The organism is Pseudomonas sp. EA_65y_Pfl2_P78 (assembly GCF_963970495.1).
Taxonomy (GTDB): domain Bacteria; phylum Pseudomonadota; class Gammaproteobacteria; order Pseudomonadales; family Pseudomonadaceae; genus Aquipseudomonas; species Aquipseudomonas baetica_A.
Genome location: NZ_CAXAON010000014.1, coordinates 100903 through 120574 on the forward strand (window position 1 = coordinate 100903; position 19672 = coordinate 120574).

A 19672-nucleotide genomic window follows, 5' to 3' on the forward strand; every position below is an offset into this window, starting at 1 on the left:
TTGTTTATCGCTTCAGGCTTCGTGGGGATTTTCAGGTCGCTTTCGCAAGCAAGCCCGCTCCCACAACAGATCTTGTGAAACACCAAAGATCCTTTGTGGGCGCGGGCTTGCTCGCGAAGACGTCGGCCCAGCCAACGCCTGCTTAAGCGACCAGCGATGCCTCAAGGGTAATCTTCGCATTGAGTACCTTGGACACCGGGCACCCTTCCTTGGCCTTGTTGCTCAGTTCTTCAAACTGCGCCTGACTGGCTCCCGGGATCTTCGCCTTGAGAATCAGCTTCACCGCCGTGATCGCAAAACCGCCATCGACCTGGTCGAGGGTGACTTCAGCGTCGGTGTCGATGCTGTCGGCCTTCAGGCCTGCATCGCCGAGAATCATCGAGAACGCCATGGAGAAACAACCGGCATGTGCGGCGCCGATCAGTTCTTCCGGGTTGGTGCCCTTACCGCCTTCGAAACGGGCCTTGAAACCGTAGGGTGCTTCTCTGAGGACGCCGGTTTCAGTAGAAATCGAGCCGATACCGGTTTTCAGATCACCTGCCCAATGTGCGGATGCTTTCTTAACGATAGCCATGCTGCCTCCTCAAGATCAGACGCGGAACGCCGCGCCGTTGTGAATTTTGCTTGCAAGGGTTCTGAGGATAGACGTCGGGACAAAGTTCAGCTCGTCTGAATCGTTGACTTTTTTAGTAGGATTTTTCGTTCTGCTATTGAAACTCGGGTATATGCCCTCATTGCACAAAACACGCTTATGATTCGGCAGGTTTTCGTTTGCAAGAAAAACCTGCCTCCTCACTCGGAGACGCAGGTTTATGAAGCAACTGTCCGACGTAAAATTTTCCACCCTCGACCTGGTGCCAGTGCGCGAGAACGGCAGCCCGGCGCAATCGCTGCGCAACTCGCTGAACCTGGCGCAGCATGTCGAGAAACTCGGCTATACGCGGTTCTGGGTGGCTGAACATCACAACATGGACGGCATCGCCAGTTCCGCTACCTCGGTGCTGCTCGGTTATCTGGCCGGGGGTACGTCAACCATCCGCGTCGGCTCCGGCGGCGTCATGCTGCCCAACCATGCGCCACTGGTGATTGCCGAGCAGTTCGGCACGCTGGAAAGCCTGTATCCGGGGCGGATCGACTTGGGACTGGGCCGCGCGCCCGGCTCCGATCAAATGACCGCCCGTGCCCTGCGCCGCGAGCGTTCCGGCAGTGCCGATGATTTCCCGGAAGACGTCGCCGAACTGGCGCGCTTCCTCGGCCCGCGCACCCCGGAGCAACGAGTCATCGCGATGCCCGGCACCGGCACCCATGTGCCGATCTGGCTCCTTGGTTCCAGCCTGTTCAGTGCACAACTGGCCGGCGAGCGCGGTTTGCCCTACGCCTTCGCCTCACATTTCGCACCGCGCTTGATGCATGAGGCGATCCGCGTCTACCGCAATCACTTCAAACCGTCGGCAGTGCTCGACAAACCGTATGTGATGCTCGGTGTGCCGCTGGTTGCAGCAGATACCGATGAGCAGGCGGATTACCTGGCGACTTCGGTGTACCAGCGCATTCTCGCGTTGATGCGTGGACAAAGCCTGGTGCAACGCCCTCCCGTGAAAACCATGGACGGCCTGTGGCGGCCTCACGAGCGTGAAGCGGTCGGCGATTTCCTCGGTCTGGCGATGGTCGGCAGCCCGCAGAAAATCCGCGCCAAACTGGAAATGCTGGTTGAACAGACCCAGGCCGATGAGCTGATTTTCACCTGCGATCTGTATGAACATGCTGATCGCCTGCATTCCTATGAGTTGCTGGCGCAGGTGATGAAGGGCTGAGACGGTGCACCGTCCCCTGTGGGCGGGCTTGCTCGCGAAGGCGGAGTGCCAGGCGCGCATGATGTTGACTGATACGCCCCCTTTCGCGAGCAAGCCCCACATTGGAAACGTGTTGCCCACAAAAAAGCCGACGCATGAGTGTCGGCTTTTGCATTTCAGGCGCGATCAACCGCGCTTGTAGACGATTTCCTTGGTGCCGCCTTCACAACTGCCGACCACCTTGCCGTCAGTCGCTGCACCCTTATCGACGATCTCCAGCGAATACCCGGCAACCCCCTTGGCATCCAGCTTCGCCGCAATCTCGCTCTTGAGCTCGTCACAAGGCTTGCCAGCAGCAAACGCGCCACCCGCAAGGCTCAACAAACCTACTGCCAATATGAACTTCTTCATCGGTCGCACTCCCTGGTCGGATTAATAGAGGCGGGCATCGGAGCATTGGCCCGATGCGCTCACCCTGTAGCGCTTTGCCATTCCTATGGCACTCGGCCAGCGCGCAAGTTCAGAAGTGTAGACCCAACTCAGCTACTGGCGATCCGGAAGCCGACTTTGAGCGTCACTTGAAAGTGCGCGGCCTTGCCGTCCTTGATGTGACCACGGGTGTCGATCACTTCGAACCATTCCAGATGCTTGATGCTTTTGTTGGCTTCGGCCAGCGCGTTGTTGATGGCGTCCTCGATGCTGTTGGTGGAAGAACCGACCAGCTCGACTTTCTTGTACGTGTGATGGTCACTCATGACGATCTCCTAGGCGTGTGGATTTGAGACTAGCAGTGAATTGCACTGTTGATTTCGGTGGCTACACGCAAGCGAAGTTCAGATTTTCTGCACTTTCTCAAACCGCTGAAGTCCCAATCAACACACGCCACTCATCACCAATGCAGGAGAGCCACCATGGCCAACACCTCTTTACGTAAAGCCTCGTTGCAAAGCATGGAAGCCGAGATCGAGAGTCTGCTCAAATCGTTGGAAAGCCTCAAAGACGACGCTTCGGACGAGTCGCGCAAGACCCTCAAGGCGCTCAAAAGCAACGCCGAGAGTGCGCTGAAACACTCGCGCCACCTGCTCAGCGATGCCTATGAAGAAGTCAAAGTGAAAACCCGCGAGACCGGGCTCGCCACCCGTGATTACGCTCAGGAACATCCTTGGACAACGGCCGGTGTGGCGGTCGGTGCACTGGGCCTGCTCGCGGCCTACTTGCTGTTCAAGCGCGGCGAATGATCCGGCTGGCGCAGCTCGTTCTTGAGCCATTGCGCCAGTTGCCGGGCGCGCCCGTCTGCGGCGCGTTTGGGTAGCCACAGCGCCAGTTGCGCGGGGGTTTCACAGAAGCCCCACGGCGCAACCAGGCGACCAGCCTTCAAGTCTTCAGTCACCAGCGGCTCCGGCGCGATTGCCACCCCCAGTCCCGCCACTGCGGCCTCCAGCAAGTAATACAAATGCTCGAAACCTTGCCCGAGCTTCAACGTTTTGGCGTCGAGGCGGTTTTGCTGTGCCCAACTGGGCCAGGCTTGCGGGCGCGATGTGGTGTGCAGCAATGGCTCATCGAGCAAAGCCTCGGCAGATGCCCTTTGCAGGCGTTGATAGCCGCTGAATAGTGGGCTCATCACCGGGCCGATGCGCTCGGCAGCTAATTCATACACCTGCATGTCCGCCGGCCATGGCGGCTCGGCGAACAACAGCAAAGCATCGAGCCCGGGACGTCGAGGGTCAAGATCGCCCTCACCGGCCGACAGATGCAGGCGCAAATCCGGCAGATCGGCATTCAGCCGTCCCAAGCGTGGAATGAACCAACGCGCCAGCAGGCTTCCGGAACAACCGAGCACAAATGGCGCGTCGGCAGTGCTTTGGGTTAATTCGGTGCAAACACTGCGCAACCGATCAAAGGCTTCAGCGCTGGCGTCGCGTAGACGCACGCCTGCATCTGTGAGTTTCAAGCCGCGTCCATCCTTGATGAACAGGCTGAGACCTAGGTGCTCTTCCAGCACCTTGAGCTGACGACTGACCGCGCCATGGGTGACGTGCAGTTGTTCGGCCGCCTGACTGACGCTGTTCAGGCGTGCGGTGGCTTCGAAGGCGCGCAAAGCGTTCAGCGGGGGAAGGTCATGGCTCATGGTATCTGTGAGTTTTCCTGACAGGTTGCGGCGATCTTATCGGTTTTCAGCATAGAAGGTCAGGGGTAGAGTGGTCGTCATTGTCTTTTGACCCCCTGGAGCAAACCATGACCCAGACTTCGCACAACGCCGATCTGCGTAACGGCCCTGACGCCAACGGCCTGTTCGGCTCGTTCGGTGGCCGCTACGTGGCGGAAACCCTGATGCCGTTGATCCTCGATCTGGCCCGCGAGTACGAAGCGGCCAAAGAAGATCCTGCCTTCAAAGAAGAACTGGCCTACTTCCAGCGCGACTACGTCGGACGTCCCAGTCCGTTGTATTTCGCCGAACGTCTGACCGAGTTCTGCGGTGGCGCCAAGATCTACCTCAAGCGCGAAGAGCTGAACCACACTGGCGCGCACAAGATCAACAACTGCATCGGCCAGATCCTGCTGGCGCGGCGCATGGGCAAGAAACGCATCATCGCCGAGACCGGCGCTGGCATGCACGGCGTGGCAACTGCCACCGTGGCTGCACGCTTCGGTCTGGACTGCGTGATCTACATGGGCACTACCGACATCGAGCGTCAGCAGGCCAACGTGTTCCGCATGAAGTTGCTGGGGGCCGAAGTGATCCCGGTGGTCGCCGGCACCGGCACCCTGAAGGACGCGATGAACGAAGCCCTGCGTGACTGGGTGACCAATGTCGACAGCACTTTCTACCTGATCGGCACCGTGGCCGGGCCGCACCCGTATCCCGCGATGGTTCGCGACTTCCAGGCCGTGATCGGCAAGGAAACCCGCGACCAACTGCAAGCCCAGGAAGGTCGCCTGCCGGACAGCCTGGTGGCCTGCATCGGCGGTGGCTCCAATGCCATGGGCCTGTTTCACCCGTTCCTCGACGACAAAAGCGTTGAAATCATCGGTGTTGAAGCGGCCGGTTACGGCATCGAAACCGGCAAGCATGCGGCCAGCCTCAACGGCGGCGTACCGGGTGTATTGCACGGCAACCGTACCTTCCTGCTGCAGGACGACGACGGCCAGATCATTGACGCGCACTCGATTTCCGCCGGTCTCGACTATCCGGGCATCGGTCCGGAACATGCCTGGTTGCATGACATCGGCCGCGTGCAGTACACCTCGGTGACCGACGATGAAGCCCTCGCCGCGTTCCACAAATGCTGCCGCCTGGAAGGGATCATTCCTGCCCTGGAAAGCGCTCATGCCCTGGCTGAAGTGTTCAAACGCGCACCGAAGCTGCCCAAGGATCACCTGATGGTGGTCAACCTGTCCGGTCGTGGTGACAAAGACATGCAGACCGTGATGCACCATATGGAACAGTCGCAGCAGGAGAAACACTGATGAGCCGCCTGCAAACCCGTTTTGCTGAACTCAAGGAACACAATCGCGCCGCGCTGGTGACCTTCGTCACCGCCGGTGACCCGGACTACGACACCTCGCTGGCGATCCTCAAAGGCCTGCCGAAAGCCGGTGCCGATGTGATCGAGTTGGGCATGCCGTTCACCGATCCGATGGCGGACGGCCCGGCCATCCAACTGGCCAACATCCGTGCGCTGGGTGCCAGGCAGAATCTGGCGAAAACCCTGCAAATGGTTCGCGAATTCCGTGAAGGCAACAGCGACACGCCGTTGGTGCTGATGGGCTACTTCAACCCGATCCACAAGTTTGGCGTTGAGCGTTTCATTGCTGAAGCCAAAGACGCGGGCGTCGATGGCCTGATCGTGGTCGACATGCCACCGGAGCACAACGAAGAGCTGTGCGACCCGGCCCAGGCTGCCGGTCTGGACTTCATCCGTCTGACGACTCCGACCACGGATGACGCGCGTCTGCCGAAGGTGCTTAACGGCAGTTCCGGATTTGTTTACTACGTCTCGGTGGCCGGTGTCACCGGTGCCGGTGCAGCGACGCTGGAACACGTCGAAGAGGCGGTCACTCGCCTGCGCCGCCACACGGATCTGCCGATCAGCATCGGTTTTGGCATTCGTACGCCGGAACAAGCGGCGGCCATTGCGCGTCTGGCAGACGGTGTTGTGGTGGGGTCGGCGCTGATCGATCACATTGCTAATGCCACGACGCCCGATCAGGCGATCGACGGCGTGCTGAGCCTGTGCTCGGCGCTGGCCGAAGGCGTGCGTAAGGCCCGGGTCAGTTGAAGGTAAAGTTCCTGATACAGAGGAATTAGCACCTCGCGGCACAGCCTAACCAAGCAAGACCGAGGGATTCAGAACCACGTTCTGAATCCCTTTTTGCTGTTAGTGCAATGAGGAACCCCCCATGAAAATGCCGAAACGTCTGATTGCCAGTCTGGGCGTGCTGATGATCAGCGCGACACCGCTGCTGGCCAGCGCTGATCAGCGCGATGATCACGACCGCGGCGGCCCGCAGCAGGGCCACTACGATAACCGCGGGGACAATCGCGGCAACGATCACCATGGCCCACAGAACAACCACCGAGGTGGCCCGCCGCCGCGCGACTTCGGCCCGGTGCGCCAGACCATTCGCGACAACCACGGCTACTTCGTGCGCGGCGCACCGCCGCCACCGGGCATCCATCTGGTACGAGGCCGGCCGCTGCCCCACGGATATTACGGTGAGCGCCTGGAGGGTCGTGCGTTAGGTCGTTTGCCGGTCTATCCGGGTTACGAATGGCGCCGGGCCGGGCGCGATATCGTGCTGATCGCGGTGGGTACCGGGATCGTGTATGAAATTCTGGATGGGGTTTTGTACTGATTTACAGGCAATAAAAAAGATCGCAGCCCAGGCGGCGATCTTTCGCGTCAGGGCAACTCCAGCCCGCCCGAGGCTTTGTGCAGTTTGCGCAAATGCTCGCCAATGTGTTTCACATTGGCTTCACTCGCGGCAATCTCGGCCGCGCGCTTGGGTTCAAGCAGCTTGCGCACCTCCGTGTCCAGATCGCCGGAAAGCGCCAGGAGCTTTTTCTGCCGCTGGCTGCTTTCCGCTTGCAGTCGGCTGAACTCGCTCGGTTGCGGCAAACCGTAACCCTTGGAATCGAGCAACTCTGCCGGACGACTGAGGAAACCGCTGTTGGCGAGGATTTGCTGCAAAGTCGCGTTGGCCTTGTCCATCCCGCCGTTATCCAGTTCGCGTTCACCGAGGTAGCGCTGCTTGACCTCGTCCTGAGCCAGCAGCAGTTGTCGGCGAAAACTGGCCTGCTCCAACAGCAGCAGTGCGGCGCTGGTGCGCAGGTCGGCGCGATCAAACCACGGACGGCGTTCCTCGGCCGACAACGATAGCCACTCCTCGACGCTGTTCTGTTTGATCGGTAATTGTTTCTTCAGTACAGCGAACATCGCTTGATAGCGATCGCGGAACGAGTCGAAGCGATACCCCAGGCGCAGAGCCTCCTTCGGATCGTCCAGCACGCTGGTGTCGGCGAGGCCGCGTCCTTTAAGCACTTCCAGCAAACCATTGGGCATGATGCTGTCCAGGCCGACGAGCTGAGCGTTGTTGCTGCCGCTGCGCAACAGCTTCAGGCCTTCCACTGCGCAATTGTTGGACAGGAAGAAGTAGTTGCCGTCGTAGCTCCAGTGCATCTCGGCGGCGTGTTCGACCACGCCTTCAATCTCGCTGCGTGACAGGTTCAGCGGCACCGATGCAAGGCTGCGCAGCTCGGTTTTGGTGTATTCATCGATGACCTGCGCCAGTGGCAAGACGAACAGCCGCGAAGGGTATTTGCCGACCAAGCCGTCCCAACTCGACAGTTGTACATCGCCCACGAAGGCGCGGTAGGACAGCACCAGATGCTGGTCCAGATCGAGCCGGCAATCCGGGCCACGTGGCCGACCCGGTGCGCAAATCACCAGGCGCAACATGCTGTGGCCCCAACGGCTGACCCAGTTCTGGTTGGCCTCGGCGAGCAGGTAGTCGACGGCGTACACCCGCTCCGGATCGACTTGTCCCAACGGCTGCTTGGCGAAGTCGTTGCCCGCATTGAGAAACGCGAAACTCTTGCTGCAAGTGTCCTTGGCGGGCGGCGCCCAGCCAAAGTGTTCCTTGTAATAGCGGTACAGCGCCGGGCGGCGGCAGGCGTAGCTCGGGTCGAGGAGGAAATACTCCATGTTGACCGCGACGAACTCTTTCGGACTGGAGATTTCGTACAGATCCGGGCTGCGGGCAATCTGGCGGTTGTGTTGTTCGCGCTCGCCACGACGACCGACGTATTGCTGCCAACCGGCGAGATCGAGCAGGCGTGGGTCATCACTGAGGGTGAAGCGGCGGCCGTTCTGGCCACGGCACTCATCGGGAATACCGATCAGCCCGGCGCTGTTGAAACGTCGAGTGCAGCGCTGGATCAGCGTGCGCTCGGCACTCGGCCACAGGCGCGCGCGATCATAAATATGGGTGACTTCGTGCAGCACCGTGGCGAGCAGTTCCTGGCGCACAGTACCGTGGGGGCGATTGGTTTTTTCTTTGGCCGCGCTGCCGTCGGTGAGGCTGTCGAGCAGTTTGCGGTTTAGATCGAGCTCGGCAACCAGCGTGGCCTGGCCGTAGGCATTGCCGGGCATGTCGTCGGTCCAGCCAACGTCGATGTGCCGGTCCAGCCGCTCGATGAAGCTGGGCGGCAAGGCCTGCATGGCTTCATCGATCAGCGCTTGACTGGCCTGTTGTTGCGCGGCGCTCAGACCGTCGGTCTTGAGCCGCAATTGCAGGCCGGCGTGGGCGCTGTTGCCTAGCAGCAACAACGCCCCGGCCAGCAGCCAGGCGCCGAGTGATTTCACAGTGCGAGGATGGCTTCGGCGAGGACCTGATCGCTGGCGTCGCGAGCTTCCGGTACGCGAGTGCGCAAGGTATTGAGAGCGGCTTCCAGGTGTGCGCCGCGAATATCACCGTTGCTGGCGACAAAACTGGCGGCATCGTCGTGGGCTTCGCGGATGATTTTCGAGTCGCGAATCGAGGTGGTGGTATCGGACGTGAAATCGATGCTGCGCTGGGAGGCACGAACGATGATGTTACTGGTGGCTACCAGGGTGTGCGCCTGGGCCACATCGGCCAACAAAAACAGGCCAAGGGTGGCAGCAATCAGCGGGCTACGCATGGAACGACTCCGGAAGGACAAGGGTAGCTATTGGACGAGAATTGCCTGTGCCAGTTCACGGTCGCTTACATGAAGTTTCGGCCGGGTTTTGCGCAGGTAATGCAGCGCTGATTCCAGTCGAGCGCCTCGCAATTCACCGTCAGTGGCTACAAACGCTGCCGCGTCATCGTGAGCGGCGAGCACCAGTTTACGGTCGAACGGCGCGGAAGACACCATGCCGGTCGCCCAAAGGCTCACTACGGTGTTCTGCGTGGAGACATCGAAAGCATAGGCCGGTGTCACCCAGCAGGCGGTTAACACTACGGAAGGGATAAGCAGTTTTTGAAAAAAGTGCATAAGACTCGGTAACTGTTAGCGAGCCTCAAGGCTAGCGCAATGCCCGGGCCAGAGCCAGCGCCAAAAACATCGGGACACGACCGGCGTGTCCCTTCATGCCACGTTGATTCAGATCGCAAGAATCGCTTGGGCCAGTTGTGCATCGGTCGCGCTCAACTGTGGTGCTTGATGGCGGATAAGATCCAGCGCGCTTTCCAGCTTCACGCCACGGATCTGGCCTTCGCTGGCAACGAAGCTGGCCGCGTCGTCACGGGCGGCGAGTACTGTTTTGTTGTCACGCAACGACGAGGTGGCGTCGGAGGTAGCATCGGAAGAAGACTTGAGCGCACCAACAACGGCGTCGGTGGTCACGATGAAGCTGGAGGCGCTGGCATTGGCAGCCACGGCCAGCAGGGCGGCAGCGCTGAGCAGGCGAAGACGGGACATGATGTATCTCCTGTGGATAAACCGTATTGAGAGGTGGCTCGGTATCTGAGGAGTCAGACGCCAATGGCACAGCATTCGCCACGTTCTGCGTGGATATTAGGCCTGCAGACGAAGTTCGCACAGTGGGCAGAATGCTAGCGCCAGAAGGTTTTCTCCAGTTCATTCAGCCGATCGGCGTGGCTTAGCCCCAGATCCGCGAGATCCCGCCCATCCAGTTGCGTCAATAGACGCCGCGTCCTGGCTCGTTCAAGGCCTTGGCAGAAGCGGCGCAACAGGCGTTTTACGAGGTTGCAGCGAAGGGCGGGTTGTAAAGAAGCTGCTGAAACATCCTGTAAGCCATTCATGACAGATTCCTTTTTACTGGCAAGGTCGGAAAGTCATGTTGAACCCGTTGCAGGCAAGGGGGCAGATACATCCGTTTTAAATTGTACTGGTTCAGGTTCGGTATTCTTATAACTGTACTGTTGTTTGTAGCTGCCACCTGTAATGCATGTTTTCCTCGCCTGAAACGACAAAACCCGTCGCGGTTTCCCGCGACGGGTTTTGTTTGTTCAATTCGGGTTGCTGGCGGTGGGTCTAACGACCAGAGCCAGCGACGCTACTTAGCGCCAGAACGGCTTGCTCAGCTCTTCGTAGCGTTGTGCTTCGCTGATACCGGCGTCAGCCAGCAGACGCGAATCCAGACGAGCCAGTTGGTGGCGGCTGGAGATGCGGCGCTGCCACAACATCAGGTTGGCGATAACGCGCAAAGGCAGGGAAGCCTGGGTTTTTGCAGCTTTGTCTTCGAAGAACAGATCGGAACTGAGTGTACGTTCCATGGTTGACATCCTTCCGCTTGTGGCGGGATTAGGTAGTGGTTTAACTGGTGCCCATGATCCTCTCGTTTGCCTAGTCTCTCTAGATACAGTTCAACTGTATTGTGAGTGACCAGTTAACTGTTTAAAGGCGGTGTACGGGTCAAAATTGAGCAAACTGTACCTGTCTGCACTAACTCGGTGCGTTTTCGGGTGAGGCGGGCGTATTTGTAGGTAAATACTGTAGGAAATGACCAGTACAGAAGTACAGTTTTCGCAAGGAAGGCAATTTTAAAAAATCCATCGACGCAAACTGTGTTTGCGTCGATGGATTATCTGTGCGGATTACACCGCCAGCATGCGTCCGGTTTCTTCCAGGTTAATGTGCCAGCTCAAGGCTTCACGCAGGATATGCGGGGTGTGACCACCGATTGCACAGGCCGCAGTGAAGTAGTCATCCAGTGCCTGACGAAAGTCCGGATGCACACAATTATCGATGATTACCCGCGCGCGCTCCCGTGGCGCCAGCCCACGCAGATCCGCCAGGCCCACCTCGGTCACCAGAATGTCAACGTCGTGCTCGGTGTGGTCAACGTGGCTGACCATCGGCACCACGCTGGAAATCGCGCCACCCTTGGCGATCGATTTGGTCACGAACACCGCCAGATGTGCGTTGCGCGCGAAGTCACCGGAACCGCCGATACCGTTCATCATCCGTGTGCCGCAGACGTGGGTCGAGTTCACATTGCCGTAGATGTCGAACTCCAGCGCCGTGTTGATGCCGATAATGCCCAGGCGCCGTACGACTTCTGGATGGTTGGAGATCTCCTGTGGGCGCAGTACCAGTTTGTCTTTGTATTTCTCCAGGTTGCCGAACACGTCGCTGTTGCGGCGTTCCGACAAGGTGATCGAACTGCCCGAAGCGAAACTCAGCTTGCCGGCATCGATCAGGTCGAACGTCGAATCCTGCAGCACTTCGGAGTACATGGTCAGGTCTTCGAACGGTGAGTCGATCAGGCCGCACATCACCGCGTTGGCGATGTTGCCGATCCCGGCTTGCAGCGGGCCAAGCTTGTTGGTCATGCGCCCGGCATCGACTTCCTGCTTGAAGAAGGTGATCAGGTGATCGGCGATGGCGTTGGTGTCGGCATCCGGCGACGATACGGTCGATGGCGAGTCCGCCTGCTGCGTGATGACGATGGCCACGATTTTTTCCGGCGGAATCGGGATCGCTGTGCTGCCAATGCGGTCGTCGACCTTCACCAGCGGGATTGGCGTGCGCGTCGGACGATACGTCGGGATATAAATGTCATGCAGGCCTTCCAGGTTGGCGTTGTGCGCCAGGTTGATCTCGACGATGACCTGTTTGGCGAAAATCGCGAAGCTCGCTGAGTTGCCCACCGAGGTGGTCGGCACGATGTGGCCCTGTTCAGTGATGGCCACGGCTTCGATCACCGCGATGTCCGGCAGCTTCAGTTGCTGATTGCGCAGTTGCTCGACGGTTTCCGACAGATGCTGGTCAATGAACATCACTTGGCCGGCGTTGATCGCCTTGCGCAAGGTGCTGTCGACCTGAAACGGCATGCGTCGCGACAGCACGCCGGCTTCGGTCAGTTGCTTGTCGAGGTCGTTGCCCAGGCTCGCGCCGGTCATCAGGCTGATCTTCAGTGGCGTGACCTTGGCGCGTTCGGCCAACGCGTGAGGGACGGCTTTGGCTTCGCCGGCGCGGGTGAATCCGCTCATGCCGACGGTCATGCCGTCCTCAATCAAAGCGGCGGCGTCGGCGGCGCTCATCACTTTATCCAACAACGAAGGCAGGCGAATACGGTCACGGTACATGGATTATTATCTCGGGAAGCGAGTATCAGGATGCGCAGTCTAGTGAATTTCGCGGGCGCCTGTCCCGCTACCAAGGTCGCAAAAGAGGCGTCTATTTAGCGGGTTTGAAGTAAAACACCGTTACCGGATCTGCAACAACGCGGCATATTGTCCGATTGTTTTCGCCAACGAAAACGCCCCGACAAGTCGGGGCGTTCGGTATTGCTGCGGGGTGATTACTCGACCGCTTTAACCATGTCTTCGATAACTTTTTTCGCGTCGCCGAACACCATCATGGTCTTGTCCAGGTAGAACAGTTCGTTGTCCAGACCGGCATAGCCGCTGGCCATCGAGCGTTTGTTGACGATGATGGTCTTGGCCTTGAACGCTTCGAGAATCGGCATGCCGGCAATTGGCGATTTCGGATCGTTCTTCGCGGCCGGGTTGACCACGTCGTTCGCGCCGAGCACCAGCACCACGTCGGCCTGGCCGAACTCGGAGTTGATGTCTTCCATCTCGAACACCTGGTCGTAAGGCACTTCGGCCTCGGCCAGCAGGACGTTCATGTGCCCTGGCATCCGCCCGGCCACCGGGTGGATTGCGTACTTCACGGTGACGCCACGGTGGGTCAGTTTCTCGGTCAGTTCTTTCAAGGCGTGCTGCGCGCGGGCCACTGCCAGACCGTAACCCGGGACGATGATCACGGTGTCGGCGTTGGTCAGCAGGAAGGTTGCGTCGTCAGCCGAACCGGATTTCACCGGACGTGCTTCTTTCGCGCCAGCCGGGCCAGCGTCGGCCGTGTTGCCGAAACCGCCGAGCAGTACATTAAAGAAGGAACGGTTCATCGCCTTGCACATGATGTACGAGAGGATCGCACCGCTCGAACCCACCAGCGAACCGGCGATGATCAGCATCGAGTTGTTCAGCGAGAAACCGATACCTGCCGCTGCCCAGCCGGAATAGCTGTTGAGCATCGACACCACCACCGGCATGTCCGCGCCGCCGATCGGGATGATGATCAGCACGCCCATCACGAACGCCAGCGCCAGCATCAGCGCGAAGGCGGTGAGGTTGCCGGTGAGCATGAAGGTCAGGCCGAGCACCAGCGTCGTCAGACCCAACACCGCGTTGAGCTTGTGCTGACCGGCAAACTGTACCGGTGCGCCCTGGAACAGACGGAACTTGTACTTGCCCGAGAGCTTGCCGAACGCGATCACCGAACCGGAGAAGGTGATTGCACCGATGGCTGCACCGAGGAACAACTCCAGACGATTGCCCGCCGGAATCGAGTCGCCCAAGTGTTTAACGATGCCCAGCGACTGCGGCTCGACCACTGCGGCAATGGCGATGAACACCGCGGCCAGACCGATCATGCTGTGCATGAACGCGACCAGTTCCGGCATCTTGGTCATTTCAACGCGCTTGGCCATGATCGAACCGGCGGTGCCGCCGATCAGCAAGCCAACGATGACGTAACCGATGCCGGCGGTGGCCAGTTCAGCACCCAGCTTATAGATGAGGCCGACGGTGGTGAGGATGGCCAGCGCCATGCCGAGCATGCCGAACAGGTTGCCGCGCCGCGATGTGGTCGGGTGCGACAGGCCTTTGAGGGCCTGGATGAAGCAGATCGACGCGATCAGGTAGAGCGTCGTGACGAGATTCATGCTCATTACTTCGGCGCCTCTTCTTTTACTTTCGGGGCTTTCTTCTTGAACATCTCAAGCATGCGGCGGGTGACCAGGAAGCCACCGAACACATTGACCGCCGCCAATGCCACGGCGAGGGTGCCCATGGTTTTGCCCAGCGGCGTGACGGTCAGCGCAGCGGCGAGCATGGCACCGACGATCACAATGGCTGAAATGGCGTTAGTCACCGCCATCAACGGCGTGTGCAGCGCAGGCGTCACGTTCCAGACCACGTGGTAACCGACATAAATCGCCAGCACGAAGATGATCAGGTTGTAGATACCGGGGGAGATAAGCTCTTCCATCGTCTGAATCCCTGCTTAGGCGTTTTTGCGGATGACTTGGCCGTCGCGGCACATCAGGCACGCGGCGACGATGTCGTCTTCGAGGTTCACTTCGAACTGGCCTTCTTTGGTGAAGACCAGCTTCAGGAAGTCCAACAGATTGCGCGCGTACAGCGCCGAGGCGTCTGCAGCGACTTCACCGGCCAGATTGGTCGGGCCGCAAAGGGTCACGCCGTTCTCGATCACCACCTGATCGGCCACGGTCAGCGGGCAGTTGCCGCCCTGAGCCGCCGCGAGATCGATGACCACCGACCCCGGTTTCATCTGCGCCACGGTATCGGCGCTCAACAGCGTCGGTGCCTTGCGGCCCGGAATCAACGCGGTAGTGATGACGATGTCAGCTTGCTTGGCGCGCTCGTGCACAGCCTGGGCCTGACGCTGCATCCAGCTCGCCGGCATTGGTCGTGCGTAACCGCCGACACCGACGGCGCATTCGCGCTCTTCATCGGTCTCGTAGGGCACGTCGACGAACTTGGCGCCGAGGGATTCGATCTGTTCCTTCACGGCCGGACGTACGTCGGACGCTTCGATCACCGCTCCCAGACGTTTCGCTGTCGCGATCGCCTGCAAACCCGCCACACCTGCACCGAGGATCAGCACGCGCGCCGCTTTCACGGTGCCCGCCGCCGTCATCAGCATCGGCATGAAACGCGGATAGTAGTGAGCGGCCAGCAACACAGCCTTGTAGCCGGCAATGTTCGCCTGGGACGACAACACATCGAGACTCTGCGCCCGCGAGGTGCGTGGTGCCGCCTCCAGGGCGAACGCGGTAATCCCGCACTCGGCCATTTTGGCGATGGTTTCGTTATTGAACGGGTTGAGCATGCCCACCAGCACCGTGCCACGCTTGATCAGCGTCAGCTCGGCGTCGCTCGGGGCGACCACTTTGAGAATCAGCTCGGCACCGAACGCGTCATTGGCACTGCCAATCGTTGCGCCTGCCGCTTCATAGGCACTGTCGACAACACTGGCCTTAATGCCGGCGCCGGTTTGCACAGTGACCTTATGACCTTGGCTGATCAGCTTTTTAATGGTTTCCGGGGTTGCAGCAACCCGTGTTTCACCGGTCTGGGTTTCGAGAGGAACACCAATGTGCACGTCAAATCTCCTGCGTGATCTTATTGAGTAAACCCAGGCACTGCGGATGGTGCGACTGGGGCGGCCGATCAGCACGATCCCGCCGAATCAAGGCGGGGCGCGGCATTTTGCAGGCGAACTTTATGCCCTTCAAGGGATTATGACGGGTGACGGAAAATTAACTACAAGTCATCCCGTGACCGAATGTCGCAGATGGCCGGCTGAACCCCTTGCAGGCCGTGCTTTTCAAGGATTCTGGCTGAATTTGAAATTTTTTCTCATCGGTGACGTGAATAGGCAGTGATGAGTCGTGAATAGAGGCTCAAAGCCACGCCATTAGGCGCTTGTGGGACGTCTGTACGACTTTCGGATACAGTCTGTGAAAATGCGACAAATATTTATATCTGTAGCGCTTTTCATTTGCTGACTACGGAGTCAACTACGGCGAAGAGCCTTTATCCTTCAAGGCTGTAGCTGTTCGCCTGATTCACCAGCCAATCGCGAAATGCCTTTAGAGACGCTGATTCGACCTTTCGCTCCGGAATCATCAGGTAATAAGCTTTGATGCTGGACAGGGCCTGCGGGTTGGCAATCACCAAGCGCTTCTCCCCCAATTCCCGCTGGATCAGGAAGGGCGGAATCAGCGCGATGCCCATGTCGTGCATGGCCGCTTGGGCGAGCATAGAGAATAGCTCGTAACGCGGGCCTGTCATGTCGCGAGGGATATTCAAGTGCTGGGAGTTAAACCACTGGCGCCAGGCATAGGGACGAGTGGTTTGCTGCAGTAACGGTAGATCGGCGATTTCTTGGGCTGTCAGGTGTGTCTTGTTACCGAGTAGGGCGGGGCTGCACACCGGCATCGGATTCTCGCCCATCAACCTGTGGGATTCGGTACCGGACCAATCCGCGTCGCCGAAGTAGATCGCGGCGTCGAACTCAGTGTCGGCAAACAGGAACGGCCGGGTGCGGTTGGTCAGATTGACCGTCACTTCCGGATGCTTGAGCTGGAAATCCTTCAGTCGTGGCAGCAGCCATTGCGTACCGAATGTCGGCACCACCGCCAGTTCGATCACGTTGGTCCCCTGTTGGCCCATCACCGACAGCGTATCCCGTTCAACTGCATCGAGTTGGGTCGCCACCCGGCGGCTGTAGGAAAGTCCCGCTTCGGTCAGCTTCACCCCACGTCTCGAACGTCGGAACAGTTCTACGCTGAGGAACTCCTCAAGGCTGGCGATCTGTCGGCAAATGGCGCCTTGGGTGAGGGAAAGTTCTTCGGCAGCTTTGGTAAAGCTCTCGTGCCGCGCGGCGGCCTCGAAGCTGATCAGGGCAGTTGTGCTGGGGATCTTTCTGCGCATGTACATCAACCTCACTAATGCGCCGCATAAAAGGCATTTAGCGACGTTTCGGAGTGAGAAATTAGCACAACAGAATGCGAAATCCTCGTTTGCCGTGACGACGAACCGCGCCTAGGATCAATGCCACGTTAATTCACCGATTTGCGAGGACACACTCATGGGCGGTAAAGCTAGCTTCAACTGGATCGATCCCCTGCTGCTGGATCAACAGCTCACTGAAGAAGAGCGCATGATCCGCGACACCGCCGAGCAGTTCGCTCAACAGAGCCTCGCACCGCGTGTCCTCGAAGCCTTCCGCCATGAGAAGACTGACCCGGCGATCTTCCGCGAGATGGGGGAGGTCGGCCTGTTGGGCGCAACCATCCCGGAGCAATACGGTGGCAGCGGCCTCAACTATGTCAGCTACGGCTTGATTGCCCGTGAAGTGGAGCGTGTCGATTCCGGCTATCGCTCGATGATGAGCGTGCAGTCCTCGCTGGTGATGGTGCCGATCAACGAATTCGGCACCGAAGCGCAGAAGCAGAAATACCTGCCAAAACTGGCGTCCGGCGAATGGATCGGCTGCTTCGGTCTGACCGAGCCGAACCACGGTTCCGACCCGGGCGCGATGATTACCCGGGCTCGCAAGGTCGACGGCGGTTACAGCCTGACCGGCGCGAAGATGTGGATCACCAACAGCCCGATCGCCGACGTGTTCGTGGTGTGGGCCAAGGACGATGCTGGCGACATCCGTGGCTTCGTACTGGAGAAAGGCTGGAAAGGGCTGAGCGCTCCGGCGATTCACGGCAAGGTCGGCCTGCGTGCTTCGATCACCGGTGAGATCGTGATGGACAACGTGTTCGTGCCGCAAGAGAACATTTTCCCGGACGTGCGCGGTCTGAAAGGTCCTTTCACCTGCCTCAACTCCGCGCGCTACGGCATTTCCTGGGGCGCACTGGGCGCTGCCGAATTCTGCTGGCACACCGCTCGCCAATACACGCTGGATCGCCAGCAGTTCGGCCGACCACTGGCTGCTACTCAATTGATTCAGAAGAAGCTCGCCGACATGCAAACCGAGATCACGTTGGCGCTGCAAGGCTGCTTGCGTCTGGGTCGTATGAAGGACGAAGGCACGGCTGCCGTTGAAATCACGTCGATCATGAAACGCAACTCGTGTGGCAAGTCGCTGGATATCGCCCGTATGGCCCGTGACATGCTCGGTGGTAATGGTATTTCCGACGAGTTCGGTGTGGCCCGTCATCTGGTCAACCTGGAAGTGGTGAATACCTATGAAGGTACCCACGACGTTCACGCGCTGATCCTCGGGCGTGCGCAAACCGGTCTGCAGGCGTTCTATTAACAGGAGAGCGACCATGGGCGCGCTGTCGCATCTGCGGGTACTGGATTTATCGCGAGTGCTGGCCGGGCCTTGGGCCGGGCAGATCCTCGCCGACCTTGGCGCTGAGGTGATCAAGGTCGAGCGCCCGGGCAATGGTGACGATACTCGCGCCTGGGGGCCGCCCTTCCTTAAAGACGCCTATGGCGAGAACACGTCCGAAGCCGCGTATTACCTGTCGGCCAACCGTAACAAGCAATCGGTGACCATCGACTTCACCCGCCCTGAAGGGCAAAAACTTGTGCGGGAACTGGCGGCCAAGTCCGACATCTTGATCGAGAACTTCAAGGTCGGCGGCTTGGCGGCTTATGGGTTGGATTACGAGTCGCTGAAGGCAGTCAATCCGGATCTGATCTACTGCTCGATCACCGGCTTCGGTCAGACCGGGCCGTATGCCAAGCGCGCTGGTTATGACTTCATGATTCAGGGGCTGGGCGGACTGATGAGTCTGACCGGTCGGCCCGAGGGTGATGAGGGGGCGGGGCCGGTGAAGGTCGGGGTGGCGCTGACGGATATTCTGACGGGGCTCTATTCGACGGTGGCGATCCTCGCGGCACTGGCCCATCGCGATCATGACGGTGGGGGGCAGCACATCGATATGGCGTTGCTGGATGTGCAGGTGGCCTGCCTGGCTAACCAGGCGATGAACTACCTGACTACTGGCAATGCGCCTAAGCGTCTTGGCAATGCGCATCCCAACATCGTGCCTTATCAGGACTTCCCGACGGCTGATGGTGATTTCATTCTTACCGTGGGTAATGACGGTCAGTTCCGCAAATTCGCGGAAGTGGCGGGGCAACCGCAGTGGGCTGATGATCCGCGTTTCGCTACTAATAAGCTGCGGGTGGCGAATCGGGCGGTGCTGATTCCCCTCATCCGACAGGCGACGGTGTTCAAGACTACGGCTGAATGGGTGGCCCAGTTGGAGCTGGCGGGTGTGCCGTGCGGGCCGATCAACGATCTGTCGCAGGTATTTGATGATCCGCAAGTCAAGGCGCGGGGGTTGGCAATTGAATTGCCGCATGCGTTGGCAGGGATGGTACCCCAGGTGGCGAGCCCTATTCGGATGTCGCAGACCCCGGTCGAGTATCGCCGAGCGCCTCCTTTATTGGGTGAGCACACGTTGGAGGTATTACAGCGGGTATTGGGTTTGGAGGCGGGAGCGGTTGCTACGCTGAAGGAGGAGGGGGTGCTCTGACCATTTCTTCTATATAGAGGAATGGTGTTTCGATCCTGGTTAGAGGCGGATCTGGATGTTTTTTAACCGATCTGCAAGTGATTGATAGAAAAGCGAAATTAACGGTTGACGGCAGATTCTGGAAGCCTATAATTCGCCCCACTTCCGGCGCAGTCGAAACGGAAAACTCCTTGAAATTCAATGAGTTATGAAGTTTTCGGCAGCAAGTTGCTTCAGTTCATCGAAGCCAGAAAGAAGTTGAAAAAGAGGTGTTGACAGCAGCGTGTAACGCTGTAGAATTCGCCTCCC

22 protein-coding genes are annotated in these 19672 nt (G+C 59.1%); 7 read left to right on the plus strand and 15 right to left on the minus strand.

Annotated features, from left to right (window positions below):
- Positions 1 to 142: 142 nt before the first annotated feature.
- A complete protein-coding gene (locus AACY02_RS13700; protein ID WP_221732310.1) occupies positions 143 to 574 on the minus strand; it encodes an OsmC family protein in 432 nt (143 codons plus the stop codon).
- Positions 575 to 812: 238 nt separating this feature from the next.
- On the opposite strand from AACY02_RS13700, the gene AACY02_RS13705 reads away from it, so the two are divergent.
- A complete protein-coding gene (locus tag AACY02_RS13705; protein WP_339432407.1) occupies positions 813 to 1814 on the plus strand; it encodes an LLM class flavin-dependent oxidoreductase in 1002 nt (333 codons plus the stop codon).
- Positions 1815 to 1979: 165 nt separating this feature from the next.
- On the opposite strand, the gene AACY02_RS13710 is transcribed toward AACY02_RS13705, so the two are convergent.
- Complete coding sequence (locus AACY02_RS13710) at positions 1980 to 2204, minus strand: DUF1161 domain-containing protein (RefSeq protein ID WP_339432408.1); 225 nt, start codon at positions 2202 to 2204, stop codon at positions 1980 to 1982.
- Between the two features lie 128 nt (positions 2205 to 2332).
- A complete protein-coding gene (locus AACY02_RS13715) occupies positions 2333 to 2548 on the minus strand; it encodes a dodecin (protein WP_339432409.1) in 216 nt (71 codons plus the stop codon).
- 156 nt (positions 2549 to 2704) lie between these two features.
- Between AACY02_RS13715 and AACY02_RS13720 the strand changes: the two genes are divergently transcribed.
- Positions 2705 to 3031, plus strand: coding sequence for a DUF883 family protein (locus tag AACY02_RS13720; RefSeq protein WP_339432410.1), 327 nt, complete (start codon positions 2705 to 2707; stop codon positions 3029 to 3031).
- On the opposite strand, the gene AACY02_RS13725 is transcribed toward AACY02_RS13720, so the two are convergent.
- Complete coding sequence (locus AACY02_RS13725; RefSeq protein WP_339432411.1) at positions 3004 to 3921, minus strand: LysR family transcriptional regulator; 918 nt, start codon at positions 3919 to 3921, stop codon at positions 3004 to 3006. The two genes, AACY02_RS13720 and AACY02_RS13725, sit on opposite strands and share 28 nt — an antisense overlap.
- 107 nt (positions 3922 to 4028) lie before the next feature.
- Between AACY02_RS13725 and trpB the strand changes: the two genes are divergently transcribed.
- The 3 genes from trpB (at position 4029) to AACY02_RS13740 (ending at position 6650) form a co-directional block, all read left to right on the plus strand.
- Positions 4029 to 5261 (plus strand): tryptophan synthase subunit beta, encoded by a 1233-nt coding sequence (gene trpB / locus AACY02_RS13730; RefSeq protein ID WP_339432412.1) that lies wholly within the window; start codon positions 4029 to 4031, stop codon positions 5259 to 5261.
- Positions 5261 to 6073 (plus strand): tryptophan synthase subunit alpha, encoded by an 813-nt coding sequence (gene trpA, locus AACY02_RS13735; RefSeq protein WP_339432413.1) that lies wholly within the window; start codon positions 5261 to 5263, stop codon positions 6071 to 6073. Before trpB ends, trpA begins: the two co-directional genes overlap by 1 nt.
- A 121-nt stretch (positions 6074 to 6194) precedes the next feature.
- A complete protein-coding gene (locus tag AACY02_RS13740) occupies positions 6195 to 6650 on the plus strand; it encodes an anti-virulence regulator CigR family protein (protein ID WP_339432414.1) in 456 nt (151 codons plus the stop codon).
- A 47-nt stretch (positions 6651 to 6697) separates the two neighbouring features.
- Here AACY02_RS13740 and AACY02_RS13745 read toward each other — a convergent pair whose 3' ends face one another.
- From AACY02_RS13745 to AACY02_RS13795, 11 genes are all read right to left on the minus strand, one after another.
- Positions 6698 to 8659, minus strand: coding sequence for a DUF7844 domain-containing protein (locus AACY02_RS13745; protein ID WP_339432415.1), 1962 nt, complete (start codon positions 8657 to 8659; stop codon positions 6698 to 6700).
- The gene (locus tag AACY02_RS13750) at positions 8656 to 8976 is read right to left on the minus strand and encodes a DUF2388 domain-containing protein (RefSeq protein ID WP_221732320.1); all 321 of its coding nucleotides are present in this window, start codon (positions 8974 to 8976) and stop codon (positions 8656 to 8658) included. The genes AACY02_RS13745 and AACY02_RS13750 overlap by 4 nt, the downstream gene beginning before the upstream one ends.
- A gap of 27 nt (positions 8977 to 9003) precedes the next feature.
- On the minus strand, positions 9004 to 9312 hold the full coding sequence (locus AACY02_RS13755) for a DUF2388 domain-containing protein (protein ID WP_339432416.1): 309 nt from the start codon (positions 9310 to 9312) through the stop codon (positions 9004 to 9006).
- 108 nt (positions 9313 to 9420) lie between these two features.
- Entirely contained in the window at positions 9421 to 9738 is a 318-nt protein-coding gene (locus AACY02_RS13760; RefSeq protein WP_221732322.1) for a DUF2388 domain-containing protein, read from the minus strand.
- A 134-nt stretch (positions 9739 to 9872) separates the two neighbouring features.
- Positions 9873 to 10082: a DUF1127 domain-containing protein gene (locus AACY02_RS13765; RefSeq protein ID WP_339432417.1), complete on the minus strand. Its 210-nt coding sequence runs from the start codon at positions 10080 to 10082 to the stop codon at positions 9873 to 9875.
- Between the two features lie 258 nt (positions 10083 to 10340).
- Positions 10341 to 10556: a DUF1127 domain-containing protein gene (locus AACY02_RS13770; protein WP_339432418.1), complete on the minus strand. Its 216-nt coding sequence runs from the start codon at positions 10554 to 10556 to the stop codon at positions 10341 to 10343.
- Positions 10557 to 10877: 321 nt separating this feature from the next.
- Positions 10878 to 12371: an acetyl-CoA hydrolase/transferase family protein gene (locus AACY02_RS13775; protein WP_221732324.1), complete on the minus strand. Its 1494-nt coding sequence runs from the start codon at positions 12369 to 12371 to the stop codon at positions 10878 to 10880.
- A gap of 215 nt (positions 12372 to 12586) precedes the next feature.
- Complete coding sequence (locus tag AACY02_RS13780) at positions 12587 to 14020, minus strand: NAD(P)(+) transhydrogenase (Re/Si-specific) subunit beta (protein WP_339432419.1); 1434 nt, start codon at positions 14018 to 14020, stop codon at positions 12587 to 12589.
- The gene (locus tag AACY02_RS13785; RefSeq protein WP_003187417.1) at positions 14020 to 14340 is read right to left on the minus strand and encodes an NAD(P) transhydrogenase subunit alpha; all 321 of its coding nucleotides are present in this window, start codon (positions 14338 to 14340) and stop codon (positions 14020 to 14022) included. The genes AACY02_RS13780 and AACY02_RS13785 overlap by 1 nt, the downstream gene beginning before the upstream one ends.
- 15 nt (positions 14341 to 14355) lie before the next feature.
- Positions 14356 to 15477, minus strand: a complete 1122-nt coding sequence (locus AACY02_RS13790; RefSeq protein ID WP_339432420.1) for a Re/Si-specific NAD(P)(+) transhydrogenase subunit alpha — start codon at positions 15475 to 15477, stop codon at positions 14356 to 14358.
- Between the two features lie 434 nt (positions 15478 to 15911).
- Positions 15912 to 16811 carry a LysR family transcriptional regulator gene (locus AACY02_RS13795; protein ID WP_339432421.1) on the minus strand — a complete coding sequence of 300 codons (900 nt, stop codon included), beginning with the start codon at positions 16809 to 16811 and terminating at the stop codon, positions 15912 to 15914.
- Between the two features lie 157 nt (positions 16812 to 16968).
- Here AACY02_RS13795 and AACY02_RS13800 point away from each other — a divergent pair, with 157 nt between their 5' ends.
- Together AACY02_RS13800 and AACY02_RS13805 are read left to right on the plus strand one after the other, a co-directional pair.
- The gene (locus AACY02_RS13800) at positions 16969 to 18150 is read left to right on the plus strand and encodes an acyl-CoA dehydrogenase (RefSeq protein ID WP_339432422.1); all 1182 of its coding nucleotides are present in this window, start codon (positions 16969 to 16971) and stop codon (positions 18148 to 18150) included.
- Positions 18151 to 18163: 13 nt separating this feature from the next.
- Complete coding sequence (locus tag AACY02_RS13805; RefSeq protein WP_339432423.1) at positions 18164 to 19384, plus strand: CaiB/BaiF CoA transferase family protein; 1221 nt, start codon at positions 18164 to 18166, stop codon at positions 19382 to 19384.
- The last annotated feature ends 288 nt before the right edge of the window (positions 19385 to 19672 follow it).

Excerpts from the sequence above, each read along its gene's own strand:
- AACY02_RS13700 (WP_221732310.1), bottom strand. The coding sequence starts at position 574 with ATGGCTATCGTTAAGAAAGCATCCGCACATTGGGCAGGTGATCTGAAA.
- AACY02_RS13705 (WP_339432407.1), top strand. The coding sequence starts at position 813 with ATGAAGCAACTGTCCGACGTAAAATTTTCCACCCTCGACCTGGTGCCA.
- AACY02_RS13710 (WP_339432408.1), bottom strand. The coding sequence starts at position 2,204 with ATGAAGAAGTTCATATTGGCAGTAGGTTTGTTGAGCCTTGCGGGTGGC.
- AACY02_RS13715 (WP_339432409.1), bottom strand. The coding sequence starts at position 2,548 with ATGAGTGACCATCACACGTACAAGAAAGTCGAGCTGGTCGGTTCTTCC.
- AACY02_RS13720 (WP_339432410.1), top strand. The coding sequence starts at position 2,705 with ATGGCCAACACCTCTTTACGTAAAGCCTCGTTGCAAAGCATGGAAGCC.
- AACY02_RS13725 (WP_339432411.1), bottom strand. The coding sequence starts at position 3,921 with ATGAGCCATGACCTTCCCCCGCTGAACGCTTTGCGCGCCTTCGAAGCC.
- trpB (WP_339432412.1), top strand. The coding sequence starts at position 4,029 with ATGACCCAGACTTCGCACAACGCCGATCTGCGTAACGGCCCTGACGCC.
- trpA (WP_339432413.1), top strand. The coding sequence starts at position 5,261 with ATGAGCCGCCTGCAAACCCGTTTTGCTGAACTCAAGGAACACAATCGC.
- AACY02_RS13740 (WP_339432414.1), top strand. The coding sequence starts at position 6,195 with ATGAAAATGCCGAAACGTCTGATTGCCAGTCTGGGCGTGCTGATGATC.
- AACY02_RS13750 (WP_221732320.1), bottom strand. The coding sequence starts at position 8,976 with ATGCGTAGCCCGCTGATTGCTGCCACCCTTGGCCTGTTTTTGTTGGCC.
- AACY02_RS13755 (WP_339432416.1), bottom strand. The coding sequence starts at position 9,312 with ATGCACTTTTTTCAAAAACTGCTTATCCCTTCCGTAGTGTTAACCGCC.
- AACY02_RS13760 (WP_221732322.1), bottom strand. The coding sequence starts at position 9,738 with ATGTCCCGTCTTCGCCTGCTCAGCGCTGCCGCCCTGCTGGCCGTGGCT.
- AACY02_RS13765 (WP_339432417.1), bottom strand. The coding sequence starts at position 10,082 with ATGAATGGCTTACAGGATGTTTCAGCAGCTTCTTTACAACCCGCCCTT.
- AACY02_RS13770 (WP_339432418.1), bottom strand. The coding sequence starts at position 10,556 with ATGGAACGTACACTCAGTTCCGATCTGTTCTTCGAAGACAAAGCTGCA.
- AACY02_RS13775 (WP_221732324.1), bottom strand. The coding sequence starts at position 12,371 with ATGTACCGTGACCGTATTCGCCTGCCTTCGTTGTTGGATAAAGTGATG.
- AACY02_RS13780 (WP_339432419.1), bottom strand. The coding sequence starts at position 14,020 with ATGAGCATGAATCTCGTCACGACGCTCTACCTGATCGCGTCGATCTGC.
- AACY02_RS13785 (WP_003187417.1), bottom strand. The coding sequence starts at position 14,340 with ATGGAAGAGCTTATCTCCCCCGGTATCTACAACCTGATCATCTTCGTG.
- AACY02_RS13795 (WP_339432421.1), bottom strand. The coding sequence starts at position 16,811 with ATGCGCAGAAAGATCCCCAGCACAACTGCCCTGATCAGCTTCGAGGCC.
- AACY02_RS13800 (WP_339432422.1), top strand. The coding sequence starts at position 16,969 with ATGGGCGGTAAAGCTAGCTTCAACTGGATCGATCCCCTGCTGCTGGAT.
- AACY02_RS13805 (WP_339432423.1), top strand. The coding sequence starts at position 18,164 with ATGGGCGCGCTGTCGCATCTGCGGGTACTGGATTTATCGCGAGTGCTG.